Source organism: Pseudomonas sp. S3_B11 (assembly GCF_054667715.1).
Genome location: NZ_CP162749.1, coordinates 3,138,163 through 3,153,317 on the forward strand (window position 1 = coordinate 3,138,163; position 15,155 = coordinate 3,153,317).

Here is a 15,155-nt window from a genome sequence, read left to right on the forward strand (position 1 = left end):
AGAAACATGGAATGCCGACGCAAATGCCGGATCAGCCACGAGACTATCGAATCGGATATCAGCGCTGAAATCGCTTTGCACAATCCGAGGTATCGCTGGCGGCGATGGGTCTCGCAGATGAGCCGGGCGCCTTGACCGGGATGCCTGCCTTTGCGGCAGAACAAATAAAAAGGGCCGGCGAACTGCGGCTCATGCGAACCGCTATCCATCGGCCTTTCACGACGTTAGTTCAAACGCTTTCCAAGCCATCCCAGCAGAGGTATTTAACTTCAAGGAATTCGTCGATCCCAAGGTGAGATCCCTCTCGCCCCAGACCACTCTGCTTCACGCCGCCGAAGGGTGCGACTTCATTTGAAATCAAACCACAGTTGATGCCCACCATGCCCGACTCGATGCGCGCGGCGTTACGCCAGATGCGTGCCGCATCACGGCTGTACAGATACGCCGCCAAGCCAAACTCGCTGTCATTGGCCATCGCAATGGCTTCGTCGTCACTGTCGAAACGCACCAGTGGCATGACCGGGCCGAAGATCTCTTCGCGAGCGACCCGCATTTCATGAGTCACATCAGCCAACAAGGTGGGCTGGAAGAAACACCCACCCAGCGCATGAGGCTTGCCGCCGGACAGCAGTCGAGCACCTTGCGCCAGCGCATCATCAACAAGGGCCTGGGATTTTCGTACCGCCGCGTCATCGATCAACGGCCCGACCTGTACACCCGGCTCCAGGCCATTGCCCACCGTCAAGCGTGCCATGCGCTCGAGGATGCGCTCGGCCAGTGCGTCATAGATCCCTGACTGCACTAGCACCCGGTTCGCGCCGATGCAGGACTGCCCGCCATTGCGAAACTTGGCCAACATCACCCCGTCGGCTGCCGCATCAAGATCGGCATCGTCGAAGACAATGAACGGCGCGTTGCCGCCCAACTCCATGGAGCATTTCTTGACCGTCTGCGCCGCTTGCGCCAACAGCAAGCGGCCCACTTCCGTAGACCCGGTGAAGGTGAGTTTGCGCACCAACGGGTTGGCCGTGAGTTCACCGGCAATGTCTCGGGTGTCATTCCCCGTAATCACACTGAACACACCAGCCGGCACACCCGCGCGCTGCGCAAGTTCAGCGAGGGCCAGGGCGGTCATGGGCGTCTGGCTGGCCGGTTTCACGACCATCGTGCAGCCCGCCGCAAGCGCCGGAGCGGCCTTGCGCGTGATCATGGCCGCGGGAAAATTCCACGGCGTGATCGCGGCGCAAACCCCGATGGGTTCGCGCAGTACCACAATGCGCTGCGTGTCCTTAACGCCGGGAATCAAATCACCGCGCACCCGTGTGGCTTCTTCGGAAAACCAGCGCACAAACGACGCGGCGTAATCGACTTCACCCCGCGCCTCCTCCAGCGGCTTGCCCTCCTCCAGGGTAATCAGCGTGGCGATGTCCTCACGATGTTCAACCATCAACTCATACCAACGGCGCAACACCTCGCCGCGGCGTTTAGCCGTCAAGCGTCGCCATGGACCAAAGGCCGCATGCGCCGTATCGATAGCGTGCCGAACTTCAGTTTCGCGGCAGCGTGGCAACTCGGCCAGCACCGCTTGATCCACCGGATTACGCAGCGTGTACCGACCGTGCGGCGTCTCGTTCAACCACTCGCCGGCGATGTAGGCACCGGTGCGCCACAGCGTCGGATCCTTAAGTAAATGCTTCACTTTGCAATCCTCTTAATCAGCAAGGGTGACGCCCGATCATGAACGCGCTATCCGGATCCGAAGTCACCGGCAGGCCCGCCGCAACCAACCCTTGGCGCAAAGATTTCATGAGGCGATCCGGCACGCGCATCGCCGGGGCACGCAGTGGGCCGCCGTTGAAGCCGGCGAGCCAGTCCTGGTATTTCCACATCGTGCGATTGAGCACCCCGGTACCGCCGGCATAGCTTTGCGCAGCGGCGCCATTGGCACTGCGTGCCGGGTTGACCTTCCAATACAGCTCCATCGCTTCTTCGAAGCGGCCCGTGCGGGCCAGTTCGAAAGCTTTCGGGTAATAGTCGCTCATCCAGGCGGTGTTGCTGGTGCCGGAAAACTGTAGTTTCATCAGGCTCATCAACGGGATTGCGTCACCTTCAATCGGGCAACTGATCACCACCTGATCACGGAAGTGGTAGTACATCTCGCAAATGCCCGCTGGCAACGGGAACCCTTGCTCGGACTTGATGGCCGCGATATTCGGGCAATCGGCCAGAAGGCGACGGACCAACTCCAACGACATACCCGCCGGATGCACGCGCTCAAAGCCCCAGAGCGGAATCGGGAAGAGCATGACGGCAAGGTCCGTCGCGTCGCAGAATGCCTTGGTGTAGTCGTAGATTTCCTGCTCGCTGGTCGGCCAGAACTGTGGTGGATAGGAAAGCAGGACGATGTCCGCACCGGCATTCTCGGCGAGCTTCACCGCCTCGACATTCTCGGCAAGCGTGCCAAAGGCCGCGTGGAAGAACAGGATCAGGTTTTTCCCCGACTCACGAGCCCAGGCGGTGAATTGAGCGTTTTCCTGGGCAGAGATCGTCAGCTCGCTGCAGAGCAACGTGCTGCTGTAACCCAGGCCAACCGTGTGCTCGATGTCGTGGCGGATGCCACGCTCATTGAGGCGCTTCAGATCAGCACTGAAGCTGGGGATGGTGACAGCCGAGCAGCCCACCAGGTATTCACGGGCCCAGGCGCGGGCATCAGCTTTCTTGTAAGTGGCCATGATGATTTTCCTTCGAACAGTGGAGGGGTTATTTCGAGACAGGGACAATGCTGGCAGGCAGCTCGATGCCGAGGCCTTGTTGCCTGGCGCGCTCGTACAACGCTTGTGCGATGACGACATCCTGCAGCGCCGAGCCAACCGATTTGTAGAGAACGATGTCGCTTTCTTTCTGGCGCGGATTGACGCGACCCGCGACCAGATCCGACAGCGCGACCAGTTTGTCGGCGACATAAACACCGGCGCTGATCGCAGCAATGGCGTCGCCGGTATCGTGAAGTACCTCTTGCGGCATATCCGCGACGATGCAGACGGCTCGCTCCATCGTGACCGGGTCAACCTCCCGTTGCTCAGGCAAGGTGGAACCCAACGATACGACCGTCACGCCGGCACAAAGCCATGCCCCTTGCAACACCGGAGACTCGTCACGGCTGCGTGCGGCACAAATCACCACGTCGCAGTCCTGCACGGCTTCTTGCGCAGTGTTCACCGCTTGGATATCCAGCCCCGGCCTGAAGCTTTCGGCAAAGCGCTCGCGACTCGCGGGCGTTGGGCTGAACACCCTGACACGGGCGACATCGCGCACGGCCTTGAGGCAGTCAAGCGCGCCACGCGCTTCAAACCCGGCACCAATCACGCCCACCCGCAGCGCTCGTTGAGGCGCCAATAGATCGACCGCCAGCGCAGCGGTTGCAGCGGTGCGCAACCCCGTCACCCGATTGCCGTCGATCAGGGCACTGAGCGCCATGGTTTGCTGGTCGAACAATGCGATCAGGTAGCTGGCGCAGCGAGCCCGCATGGACGCCGCGATCAACTTGCAGCCCATTTGGCCGCCAGCGGGAGGTACAGCAGTCAAACTGCGTAGCCAGATACCGTCGCCGCGGGCCATGGAACGAGGCGGCACCGTGGCATCCGTCGTAGGGCAGGCATACGCCTGCGCGAGCGCGGCAACGGCTGTGCTCCAGTCGGCAAGCGAGGCAACATCGGCGTCGCTGAGAAAAAGCGTCGGAGTAATGACTTGGGACTCTTGGGTATGATGCATATCGCTAACCTCGCAATCGGGTATCAATCATTGATTGACTGACACCCTACGAGGCGCGCACCCCACCGGATACTGCTTGGGATCGAAAGCAGCTATCGCTCAAATCGATGGCATGGACAGATTGCAAATCAGCCGTCGCACTTCCCGGGAAGCACGGGTCAAGGGGCGACGGGGCGACTCGACCAGCACGACAAAGCGCTCCAGCACGGGCTCGATAATGCGCGATGAAATCAGTCGTTGATCCAGCGAGCCCGGCAGCACAGAGGCAATCGCATAACCTCCGCCAGCCGCGACGACTTCGTACTGGAGCTGGACGGAGTCGGCTTCCACGGCAACACACAACTCCACACACTGTTCGGCGGCCAGATGATCGAGCCTGGCCCTTAACAGATGGGGACGCCCCGGGACTACCAGTGGCAATCCCGATAGCCGCTTTAACGCAATGTCTCGCTCGGCAAGGAGCGGATCACTGGCTGGCCCTATCAAATGCAGCGCCAGCCTGGCCAGTAGATACGCCTCGCCGATGCTGGCTTCGTTCTCGCGCAGAACCAGCGCCATATCCAGACGACCATCCTGCAACTGCTCTTCGAGTTGCGCACTCGCGCCCTCGATCAGGTGCAATCTCACACCCGGCATCTGTGCTTGTACCGCCGCGAAAAGCGTACCGGCAAACCGCCGGACCGCCGAAGGCAGCATCCCTACGACCACCTCCCCCACCGGCTTTCCACGCCGGGTACGAATGTCATCGGCCAGGCCTTCGGCGTCCGCGATAAGACTCGATACGCAAGGCAGCAACTGCTCCCCAAACTCAGTCAGGAGCACTCCACGGCCAGTACGATGAAACAGCCGCTCGCCACATTGCGATTCGAGCTGAGCAATGTTTCGACTGACCATGGACTGCGGCATATCCAGTAAAACAGCCGCTTTACTGAGACTTCCAGCTGCCGCGACCCGCACAAACAATGTCCATCGAGGATCGACAATCGTCAAAGCAGCGTCCGCAGTCACGCTCATTCCTCGAAAATCGCTACGGCACGGACGAAACCAGCCGAAGCGTGCCTGATCTTGTAGGGGAAACAGGACACCTGGAAACCATGGGCCGGCAGGCATTCCAGGTTGGCCAGTTTCTCCATCTGGCCGTAGCCGATGTCGCGTCCGGCCTTGTGCCCTTCCCAGATGATCGAAGCATCGCCCGTGGCCGCGAAACGTTCGCGCGTGTACTTGAACGGCGCATCCCAGCTCCAGGCATCGGTGCCGACCACCCGCACGCCGCGCTCGAGCAGATACAACGTGGCCTCGCGGCCGATGCCAACCCCGGCATCCAGATACCCAGGCTGGCCAAACAGCGCCCCGGCGCGGGTGTTGACCAGGACAATGTCCAACGGCTGGAGGACGTGTTCGATGCGCGCCAGCTCAGCCCGCACCTCGGCGGCGCTGACCACATGGCCATCCGGCAAATGACGAAAGTCCAGCTTCACACCCGGCTGCAGGCACCAGTCCAGCGGCAGTTCGTCGATGCCGAAAGCCGGCTTGCCACCGTCCGTGGTCGAGGCGTAGTGCCAAGGGGCGTCCATGTGCGTACCGCTGTGCGTCGTGATCTGCAGGCGCTCGGCCGCCCAGGACTCGTCGCCGGGCAGTTGCGCCTTGGACAGGCCGGGAAACATCGCGGCCATCTCCGGCCAGCCTTGCTGATGGTCCATGTAGTCGATTTTCGGCAGCAACGGCGGTGGATCGGTGTAAGGGTTGTTGTCCAGGGTGACGGACAGGTCCACGAGGCGGCGTCTAGTTGATTGCATTTTCGCTCACTCCAAGCGCCACCCGCCCACGCGCACGACGCGTCGGGGTAGCCGTGTTCAAACTGTTACGTATCAAGGCGGCTGCCGAGCCGTCATGGCGAAAGCCAAGGGCGCGGGCCAGAGGGGTTTTCATCGCCGGAAAATTGCCGAACGACGCTTGCAGCCCGGCATCCGGTGCGAAGCTGATCAATGCGCGGCGTTCCTGGCCATAGGCCGCGGCCAAGGCATCGATGACCTGGGCAATGGACAGGTGCAACAGCGGCAGTTGCCAAACGCGTGACTCACCGAGCTCGGCAGCCGGCAGTTCGGCGGCCCGTAGCAGGTTATCCACGCAACACCGCACGGACATCCACCATGCCTGCGCCAGCGGTGAGACCGGGCAGCAATATGGCTGGCCTTGCGCGAAGGCGTGCAGCAGGTCGCTCATGAACGCCGAGCGCAGTCCATTGGGTTCACGTGGACGCGCGACAATGCCGGGCAGGCGCACGGCACGACCGTCCACCTCGCCTCGTCGGGCAAGGTCGTTGAGCGCCATTTCCACCATCACCTTGTGCGCGCCGTAACTCAACTGCGGGCTCGGCACCGCACGCTCATCCATGCGGGCCGGCAGGTCGCTGCCGTACACCGCCACGCTGCTGGCATACACCAGCACCGGCCGGCCCGGCTGTTCGCGCAACTGGTCAAGCAATTCCAGGCTTGCCAACAGGTTGACCTGATAGCCCAGCGAATAGTGCTGCTCGGCCGCGCCACCCGGGATGCTGACCAAGTGAAAAACCACATCAACGCCATCGGCCAACGCGCGGCGCAATAACGCGGCGTCGGTCACACTGCCGCAATGCCGGCGCAGGCGCTTATCGTCAGCAAAGCCCACCAGCTCTTTATCCAGCAGGATCAACGTACTGATCGTCCGGCCTAGTAACTCATTGGTTTCGAGCAATCGTTTCACCAGCGCCCGGCCTACAAAACCATTGGCCCCGGTAATCATCACGCGCATGGGAGGCCTCCACACACGACACACTGGTCTATCGCCCCGAACACCGATTGCCCTTGCTGGTCGAAGACTTCCATGTGCACGCGATCACCGAAGCGCATGAAAGGTGTCTGTGGCGCGCCTCGCTCGATCATCTCGACGGCACGACGTTCGGCGATGCAGGCAGCGCCAACCGTGGGGTCGGCATTGGAGACGGTGCCGGAGCCGATCAGGCAGCCCGCCCTGAGGCGCCGGGTCAGCGCCGCATGGGCAATCAACTGATGAAAACCGAAATGCATGGCGCCGCCATGGGCATGGCCAAACCACTTGCCATTCCATTCAACCTTCAGCGGCAAGTGCACACGCCCATCGCGCCAGGCCTCGCCCAACTCGTCGGGGGTGACCGCCACCGGGGCAAAGCTGGATGAGGACTTGGCTTGGATAAAACCGAAGCCAGTCTTCATTTCACGGGGGGCGAGCGCACGCAGGCTGATATCGTTGACTTGCAGAATGAGTCGAATATGACTGGCGGCCTGTTCTGCCGAGCAGCCCATGGGCACGTCATCGACCAACACCGCGTACTCGCCTTCAAAGTCGATGCCGTGGGCCTCACTCGGTAGAACGATGTCGTCGTGGGGGCCCAGGAAATCATCGCCGCAACCCTGGTACATCAGCGGGGTGTGTTCAACGCCTTCGATCGGATCAAGCGCAAACGCCTTCTGCATCCGCTCGCCATGACTGAGGAAAGACGAGGCGTCCAGCCACTGCCAGGCACGCGGCAAGGGGGCGGCGGCTTGCTGCGGATCAAAGGCGAAGGCACCGGTCAGCGTGCCTTCATTCAAGGCTTCATACCGCGCGCGCAAATCGGTTACGACGCTCGGCCATTGCTCAATGGCATCCTGCAGCGTCGCGGCAATATCGCTGGCATCCACCGCCCAGGCCAGGTCGCGGGACACCACCAGCAGGCAACCGTCACGGCTGTGATTCTTGAGAGTACTGAGCTTCATGCCGGTTCTCCTTGCAGCTCGGGGGCGAAGCGGCCATCGAGCAGCACGAAGAGCATGCGGGCCATCTGCTCGGTGCGATTGCTCCAGGCGTGGTTGGTGCCGCGCTGCACGACGATGTCACCGCGTTTGAGATGCACCTCCTCGCCATCGAGCACCAGCCAGACTTCACCCTCGGTGACCACGCCGTAATCGAGGGTTTCGGTGCGGTGCATCAGCTTGTGCTTTGAATCCGCCTGCCCCGTGCCGGCATGGGCCTGGCCAATTTCGGCGAAGGCCGCCGCGGCCTCCTCGGCGCTGATTTGGTTCTGCATGCTGTCAGGCGGGATATCCACCACGCGGATGACACTGCCCAGGGGTGCCGGACTCAATTGAAGCGGCTTGCGGGTGGGGTCGTCGCCGTTATCCAGCACGGCCGGGCTGGCGCCACTGCTCCAGATCTCATGGAAGACCGTGCCGGGTACGGCCTTGAGCGCGAAGCTGTTGGGCGTCGGGCCGCTGAGCGCGACCACCGCCTGGCCCTGGGCATCGTGCCCGGTGACCACGCGTTTGAAACCAGGAAGTTGTTGCATGTTCGACTCCTCAATCAATTGGCGAAGCACAGCAGCAGGTAAAAATGGATTCATGGAAAAACCTTAAAGATCGAGCACCAGCCGCGCGCTCCTGGCACGCGAGCAACACGGCGTGAACTGGTCGTTGCGGGCTCGCTCGGCATCGGTCAAGAACATGTCGCGATGGTCCGGCTCACCTTCCAGCACGCGCGTGAGGCAGGTGCCACAGATGCCCTGCTCGCAGGACAACGGAATATCGATACCCGCCTCCTGCAGCACCTGGGCAACGCTGAGCGCGGCCGGCACCTGGAAACACTGTCCGGTGCTGGCCAGTTGCACCTCGAAGCCGTCCGCCTCACCCATCGGAGCAGCGGCAGCGCTGAAGTACTCACGGTGCAATTGCGCCTCGGCCCAGCCCTGCGCGCGCGCCGTGCCGAGCACGTGCTCCATGAAACCGTTAGGGCCACAGACATACAGGTGACGGTCACTCGCCGGCGCGAACAAGACCCGAACGCTGTCCAGACGCTGGGCATCCTCACCATCGTCCACATGAACGTGCATGCAATTGGCAAACGCCGAATGGCGGATGTACTCGACAAAGGCCATGCGCCCGGCCGAGCGACCGCAGTAGTGCAGCTCGAAAGGCGCGCCGATCCGCGCCAGGCGCTCGGCCATGCAGAGGATCGGCGTGATGCCGATACCGCCCGCGAACAGCACGCTGTGCCCCGCGCCATGCTCAAGCGGGAACAGGTTGCGTGGCTCGCTGATGCGCAGGCGACTACCTTCATGCACCTGCTCGTGCATGACCTGTGAACCGCCGCGAGACTCTGGGTCGAGCAACACCCCCAGCAGGTAGCGGTGGCGTTCTTCGGGGTGATTGCACAGCGAGTACTGGCGCACCAGGCCATTGGGCAGATACACGTCGATATGCGAGCCGGCGCTGAAGGCAGGCAGCATGGAATCGTCGACCGGGGCCAGTTCGAAACTGTAGATGCCTTCGGCTTCGCGACGCTTGCGGGTGACGATGACTTCAATCATCACTTGGCACCCGCAGGCTGCTCGGCAGCAATCATCCGATCGAGTACACGCCGCGCGCGGATGGCGCCTGCATCACCGATCAGCAGGACCGGTTTCAAGTCCCAGAACGAAGCATCGCCCATCATGCGTTGCTGAGCCTCGAGCATTGGCAAGTCTTCATCGGTAAAGGGCCGGTTGATCGCGGCCGCTTGTTCGTCAGCGAATCGCTCGGCGAATTCGCCCATTGCCTTGGGAAAACAGACTGAGAACCAATAGTGAGTCGTGGTCTCGGTCTCCGGGGTGAAGAGGTGCGGAATCGGTGTGGAAACGCCCTTATCCCTGGGGAGACCGGTCGCCACTGCACCGGAAAACAGCAACATGTTCGCAGGCGCATCCCAACGCACATCGATCCAACGGTCCACCGGCGTACCCTGGGGAATGTTCCAGGCGGTGTAGAGGAACTCTGGCATGATTTCCGCAACCGTCTGGCGGTTGGACCAAACGGTGTTGCCCTCCTCTTGCACGCTAGTCAATGCACCCTTGACGCCATCGCCACCCAACGTAGACGGATGCAGGAACTCGATATGACTCAGGTCCATGATGTTGTCGGTTTCCAGCACATAGTTGGCTCTCGCGTGCAGGTAGCGTTTGCCGACATACCAATGGTCTTCATCCATGCAATTGAAATCCGGAATCAGCGTCGCATCGGCCAAGTGTGGATCACCCATCCAGATCCACAGCAGGCTGTAGCGTTCAACCAGCGGGTAGGCCTTGACCTTTGCCGCCTTGGGAATTGCACCATCTCCGTGGGGGTTATGCACACAGGCGCCACTGCCATCGAATTCCAGGCCGTGGTACGGACAACGCACCGCATCGCCTTTGAGGATTCCCATGCCCAGGGGCGCGAAACGGTGGGGGCAGCGATCGGCAATGGCTTGGGCGTTACCTTGGGTGTCGCGAAAAAACACCACGGGCTCATTGAGCAGGGTCCGTTGGAACAGCTCCCCGGCCTTGACCTCGGTGCCCCAGGCGGCTGCGTACCAGACGTTGCGGAGAAAGCTCATCGCGATTCCTCTTTTTCAAAGCTTGACGACGGGCTGGCGTGCGTCGTCGCGCGCTCGGCTTCAATCAATCGACGTAGCACCCGTCGACAGCGCACGGCCCCGGCATCGACTGGCAGCAACACAGGGTTAAGACCCAGCAGGTCGACCTCGCCAATCTGGCGCTGCTGGGCCTCGACCATGGGTTTGTCTTCACCGGCAAAAATACCGATCAACATGTCCTGGACGAAGGCATTCAACTGCGCATTGTCCTGCTCGAAACTGCGCGTGTTGGCAAAGAAGTAATGGGTGTTGGTCGCGTCCTGCGGCGTCATCAGATGCAGGTTCCATGTCACGGGCCCCTCTTCCCTGGGACGCCCTGGAGGCGTGGCGCCACTGCCGAGCAGCATCAGGCCAGGTGCGTGCCAGATGACTTCAGCCCAGACGTCTGCCCGGGTCGGGTCTTCAAGGTGAGCGCTGAAAGCCGGTGGCGGCACATCGTCCGGCGCCCACCAACTGATGCGTACGCGATCGTTGGGCAACTCCTCGATGGTGGCGCGGGTGCGTGACAACGCCCCGCCACCGAGCGTATCGGGGTGCAGGAAATCAACGTGACTCAGGTCCATGATGTTGTCGGACAGCAGTTCGTAGTGCGCGCGCGTAGGCAGATACCCATGCCCCTTGGCGTGGGTTGGCGCCTGGTCGAGGAAGGAAAAATCAGGAATCAGCGCATCGTTGGCCAGGCTCGAATCGCCAGGCCAGACCCAGATCGCGCCATGGCGCTCGGCGACCGCGAACGCACGAACACAGGCAGCCTTGGGGATACCCCCATCGCCATGGGGATTGTGCGTGCATTGGCCGCTGCCATCGAAACGCAGACCGTGGTACGGGCACTGGACGCTGTCGCCGACAATCTTGCCCATGTGCAGCGGGGCAAAACGGTGCGGGCAACGATCGGCGAGCGCCTGGATCACACCCTGGCTATTGCGAAAGAACACGATGGGTTGCTCGACGATGGTTCTGCCCAGCATGCCACCTTGCGCCAGCTCGTCTGCCCATCCAGCGATGTACCAGGTGTTGAGCAAATAACTCATGATGTTCTCCTCGTTGTTCTTATTTTGATGAAACGTCGAATGGGCAGGTCAGTGCTCAGGGTCTGCAGCAACCGCAGTGGGAAAAGCAGCCCCGCTGCCCCGCAACCGAAGACAGGCCAGGGCTACCACCAGTTGAACGCCCGCGACGATGCCCAATGCGGCTGGCAAGGCGCCGATTACCCCGCCGGTGATCGCCAGCACCACCAGCGGGCTGGCGAACTCACCGGCGAAGAACATCGCCGTGAAGCCGCCGGCCGCGCGGCCGCGCTGCTGGAAGTCGACCTGGCTCATGATCCAGGTGAGCAGGGTCGGCATCATCAGGCCGATGCCCAGGCCGTTGATCAGGACGGCGATCACCACCAGCCCGTGACTGTCGGCTACCGCCAGCAGCCCGCCACCAATCCCGGCCGCGACGAAAGCCAGGAGCATCTGCCGGTGTGCAGGGACACCACGCAACAGACGGAAACTCAGGGCGCCGACCAGCACGCCGAATTGACTGGCGCCCATGGTCATGCCGATCTGCTGAGACCCTACGACGTGCAACAGGTTGAGCAGATAACCGACTTGTACCGGCACGATGAACAGGCTCAAGCCCGCCAGGAAAGACAAGCCATACAACGGTGCCAAGGTGCGCCAGGGAAATGCCCTGCTCATCGGTTTCTTCTCGATGGCCGCATGCCCACGCGGTTCCCAGAGCAACCAGGCCATCAGCGGCAGGAACACCAGCCCCAACCCATACAGGGCAAACGGGGTGCGCCAGCCGTGCTCGCCGAGCACGCCACCGACGGCAATGAAAATCGCCGCCGACAACGACGTCGCGACCATTTGCAGGGCAAACATGCGTTCACGCCGCGCGCCGCTGTAGTAGTCACCCATCATCGTGGTGCAGCAGGTCATGATCGCCGCCTCGGCCACCCCGATGCCGGCGCGGCTGATCACAATGACCTCTAGCGACTCCAGCCATAGCGGCAGCACGCCACAGACGGTATAGAGAAACATCGCACCGATCAGCAACGGCTTGCGCCCGAGCCGATCGGTGATGATCCCGGCCACGGGTGCCAACAGCGCAATCATCAACGCCGGCAGCGTCAGGGCGATGGGCACCAGCACCGCCACACCCGGCGTTTCGGCGAAGTGCTCCTGCATGCGCGGCAGGATGGGGGCCAGCAGAACCGCACCGAGCACCGGCAGGCAACTGCCAAGCAACAGCAACAAGGATTGCGGCAGCCGCGCCTGGCGTTCAATGTTCATCGCGCACCTCCAGTGGTTGAGTCGCGCAGAACGCCATGCCGAAGGCGCTCAGGCCGGCTATGAAATCAAGCCATAGGGACTGCTGGGACAAATAGACACGAGGCATGGTTACTTCCTTTCTTGTTGTTATGACGCGACCGGATTAGCGGCCGTTGTTGTCGTTTGATCGTGCTTCGAAGTCAGGCGCAGCGAATGCTTCACGCAGGTCCCCTCCTCGGCTACGGCCGGCATCAGCGGCAGGCTCGTCGGGGGGTTGGGTCTGGCTTCGGCCTGCCCCGTGCTGACACGTTTGCTCGGCAACAGGAAGTGCGCCAGGGCCGGCAACAGGACCAGAGCACCGACCATGTTCCAGACGAACATGAAGGCCAGCAGCACGCCCATGTCGGCCTGGAACTTGATCGGCGAAAACATCCAGGTGGCCACGCCGATCGCCAGGGTCACACCGGTCAGCATCACCACCTTGCCGGTGGACAGCAGCGCCCGGTAATACGCCTCCGACAAGCTGGTGCCCTGACGCATATGGCCGAGCAGGATGCTCATCACATACAGCGCGTAGTCGACGCCGATGCCCACGCCGAGGGCGATCACCGGCAGGGTCGCGACCTTGACGCCGATATTCAGCCAGACCATCAGCGCTTCACAGAGGATCGAGGTGAGCATCAGCGGAATCACCGCGCAAATCGTGGCGCGCCAGGAACGGAAGGTGATCAGGCAGAGCAGGATCACCGCACCGTAGACCCAGAACAGCATTTCCCGATTGGCCTGCTTGACGACAATGTTGGTCGCCGCCTCGATCCCGGCATTGCCAGCGGCCAGGAGGAACTGAACGTCGTCGGTATTGTTCGCCACGGCGAATTGCTCGACGTGATCCACCAGGCGGCTCAGGGTTTGCGCCTTGTGATCGGAGAGGTAGACGTACAGCGTCAGCAGGCTGCAGTCTTCGTTGTACAGCCCGCGCGGTGCCCCGGCGGTGACCATGTTGAGCATCGCCTGGTTGTTCTGCAGCTCATACCATTTCGGGCTGCCTTCGCTGAGGCCCACCAGCATGCGGCGGTTGAGCAACGCCAGGGAATTGGTCGAATCCACTCCTGGCAAGGTGCGCAACTGCCAGTCGAGGGCATCGACCTTGTTCAGGATGTCATAACGCGAACAGGCGCTGGCGGGGGTCTTGATCATGACCGCGAACAGGTCGCTGCTGGCGCCGTAATGCCGGGTCAGGAATGCATCATCCTGGTTGTAGCGAGAGTCGGCCCGCAGCTCCGGCGCGCCCGCATCCAGGTCACCGACGTTCAATTGCAGGCTGACGATGAAGCCGAGCGTCGCCAACGCCAGGCTCAGGGCAATGCACAACGCCGCCCACCGGCGCTGGGTGAACAGGTCGAGGAAGCGCCAGAACCCGTGGCGATGCTGGCCTGCTTGTTCGGCGTGCTCGCTTTTCAGGCTCAGTTGCGCCGCGCGGCCGCTGACCCCAACATAGGAAAGCAATATCGGCAGCAGGATCAAGTTGGTGAAGATCAACACCGCCACACCGATGCTGGCGATCATCGCCAGGTCCTGGATCACCTGGATCTTGATGATCATCAGCACCGCGAAACCGACCGCATCACACAGCAGTGCGGTAAGACCGGCAAGGAACAGGCGGCGGAAGGTAAAGCGTGCGGCGACGACCCGGTGCATGCCCCGCCCGATGTCCTGCATGATGCCGTTCATCTTCTGCGCCCCATGGCTCATGCCAATGGCAAACACCAGGAACGGTACCAGCACCGAGTAGGGATCCAGTTGATAGTCCAGCAGCGGCAGCAGACCGAGCTGCCAGACCACCGCCACCAATGAGCAGAACACCACCAACAGGGTGCTGCGAATGCAGCGGGTGTACCAATAAAGCACCACGGTGGTGATCAGGATCGCCACGGCGAAGAAGATCAGGATCTGCCGCAGGCCAGCAATCAGGTCACCGACTTTCTTGGCGAAACCGGTGATACGGATGTCGATGTTGTCGCTCTGATATTGGCTGCGCAACGACTCCAGTTGTTGCGATAGCTGGGTGTAGTCCAACGGTCGGCCATCGGGGGTTCGCTGCAGCAGCGGTACCTGGATGATGCTCGAAGCCTGGTCAAACGCTACCAACTGACCGATTTCGTTGGACAGCTGCACATTGCGCCGCAATGCCGCAAGGCTCGCAGCGCCGCCATCGTAGTTATCCGGAATAACCGGCCCACCCTCCAGGCCCGCTTCGGTCACCGCGACCCAGCGTGTGGCGGGCGTCCAGAGCGACTTCATATAGGCGCGATCGACACCGGGCAGCAGGTAGATCTTGTCGCTCAATGCCTGCAAGGTCTTGAGATAGTCAGCGTCATAGATCTCGCCCCGTTTGTTCACCACGGCGATGCGCAAGGCATTACCCAGCCCGCTCAACTCCTGCTGGTGCTCAAGGTAGTTGGCAATATAGGGATGATGGGTGGGAATCATTTTTTCGAAACTGGCATTGAGCTCGACACGGCTGGACTGCCAACCCAGCACCAGCGTGGTCGCAAGGCACAGCAGCAACACCCACAGACGATGGTTGAACAATGCTCGTTCGAGCACCGAGCCGGAACGCGGATCAAAGTCGTCGAACGCATTCTTAGGGGACTGGAAAAACTTACCAGGGGACGTCATAAC

At 61.7% G+C, this 15,155-nt stretch carries 13 protein-coding genes; all 13 read right to left on the minus strand.

The features are described from left to right. Positions 1-229 precede the first annotated feature (229 nt). Complete coding sequence (locus AB4O22_RS14175) at positions 230-1,699, minus strand: NAD-dependent succinate-semialdehyde dehydrogenase (RefSeq protein ID WP_460096537.1); 1,470 nt, start codon at positions 1,697-1,699, stop codon at positions 230-232. Between the two features lie 16 nt (positions 1,700-1,715). Then, complete coding sequence (locus tag AB4O22_RS14180; RefSeq protein WP_223471237.1) at positions 1,716-2,732, minus strand: dihydrodipicolinate synthase family protein; 1,017 nt, start codon at positions 2,730-2,732, stop codon at positions 1,716-1,718. A gap of 28 nt (positions 2,733-2,760) precedes the next feature. Beyond that, positions 2,761-3,771, minus strand: a complete 1,011-nt coding sequence (locus AB4O22_RS14185; protein WP_460096539.1) for an ornithine cyclodeaminase family protein — start codon at positions 3,769-3,771, stop codon at positions 2,761-2,763. 99 nt (positions 3,772-3,870) lie between these two features. After that, entirely contained in the window at positions 3,871-4,785 is a 915-nt protein-coding gene (locus AB4O22_RS14190) for a LysR family transcriptional regulator (protein WP_046062819.1), read from the minus strand. Then, the gene (locus AB4O22_RS14195) at positions 4,782-5,567 is read right to left on the minus strand and encodes a cyclase family protein (RefSeq protein WP_223471241.1); all 786 of its coding nucleotides are present in this window, start codon (positions 5,565-5,567) and stop codon (positions 4,782-4,784) included. The genes AB4O22_RS14190 and AB4O22_RS14195 overlap by 4 nt, the downstream gene beginning before the upstream one ends. Further along, positions 5,554-6,561, minus strand: a complete 1,008-nt coding sequence (locus AB4O22_RS14200; protein ID WP_460096541.1) for an NAD-dependent epimerase/dehydratase family protein — start codon at positions 6,559-6,561, stop codon at positions 5,554-5,556. The genes AB4O22_RS14195 and AB4O22_RS14200 overlap by 14 nt, the downstream gene beginning before the upstream one ends. Next, positions 6,552-7,544 (minus strand): fumarylacetoacetate hydrolase family protein, encoded by a 993-nt coding sequence (locus tag AB4O22_RS14205; RefSeq protein ID WP_003200383.1) that lies wholly within the window; start codon positions 7,542-7,544, stop codon positions 6,552-6,554. The genes AB4O22_RS14200 and AB4O22_RS14205 overlap by 10 nt, the downstream gene beginning before the upstream one ends. Then, positions 7,541-8,113 carry a cupin domain-containing protein gene (locus AB4O22_RS14210; protein WP_003200380.1) on the minus strand — a complete coding sequence of 191 codons (573 nt, stop codon included), beginning with the start codon at positions 8,111-8,113 and terminating at the stop codon, positions 7,541-7,543. Before AB4O22_RS14210 ends, AB4O22_RS14205 begins: the two co-directional genes overlap by 4 nt. Positions 8,114-8,176: 63 nt before the next feature. After that, positions 8,177-9,130, minus strand: coding sequence for a PDR/VanB family oxidoreductase (locus tag AB4O22_RS14215; RefSeq protein WP_460096543.1), 954 nt, complete (start codon positions 9,128-9,130; stop codon positions 8,177-8,179). Further along, positions 9,130-10,173 carry an aromatic ring-hydroxylating dioxygenase subunit alpha gene (locus AB4O22_RS14220; protein ID WP_223471244.1) on the minus strand — a complete coding sequence of 348 codons (1,044 nt, stop codon included), beginning with the start codon at positions 10,171-10,173 and terminating at the stop codon, positions 9,130-9,132. Before AB4O22_RS14220 ends, AB4O22_RS14215 begins: the two co-directional genes overlap by 1 nt. Beyond that, complete coding sequence (locus AB4O22_RS14225) at positions 10,170-11,243, minus strand: aromatic ring-hydroxylating dioxygenase subunit alpha (RefSeq protein ID WP_028236599.1); 1,074 nt, start codon at positions 11,241-11,243, stop codon at positions 10,170-10,172. The genes AB4O22_RS14220 and AB4O22_RS14225 overlap by 4 nt, the downstream gene beginning before the upstream one ends. 48 nt (positions 11,244-11,291) lie before the next feature. Then, positions 11,292-12,494 (minus strand): MFS transporter, encoded by a 1,203-nt coding sequence (locus AB4O22_RS14230; protein WP_460096544.1) that lies wholly within the window; start codon positions 12,492-12,494, stop codon positions 11,292-11,294. 126 nt (positions 12,495-12,620) lie between these two features. Beyond that, the gene (locus tag AB4O22_RS14235) at positions 12,621-15,152 is read right to left on the minus strand and encodes an efflux RND transporter permease subunit (protein ID WP_460096547.1); all 2,532 of its coding nucleotides are present in this window, start codon (positions 15,150-15,152) and stop codon (positions 12,621-12,623) included. Positions 15,153-15,155: the final 3 nt, after the last annotated feature.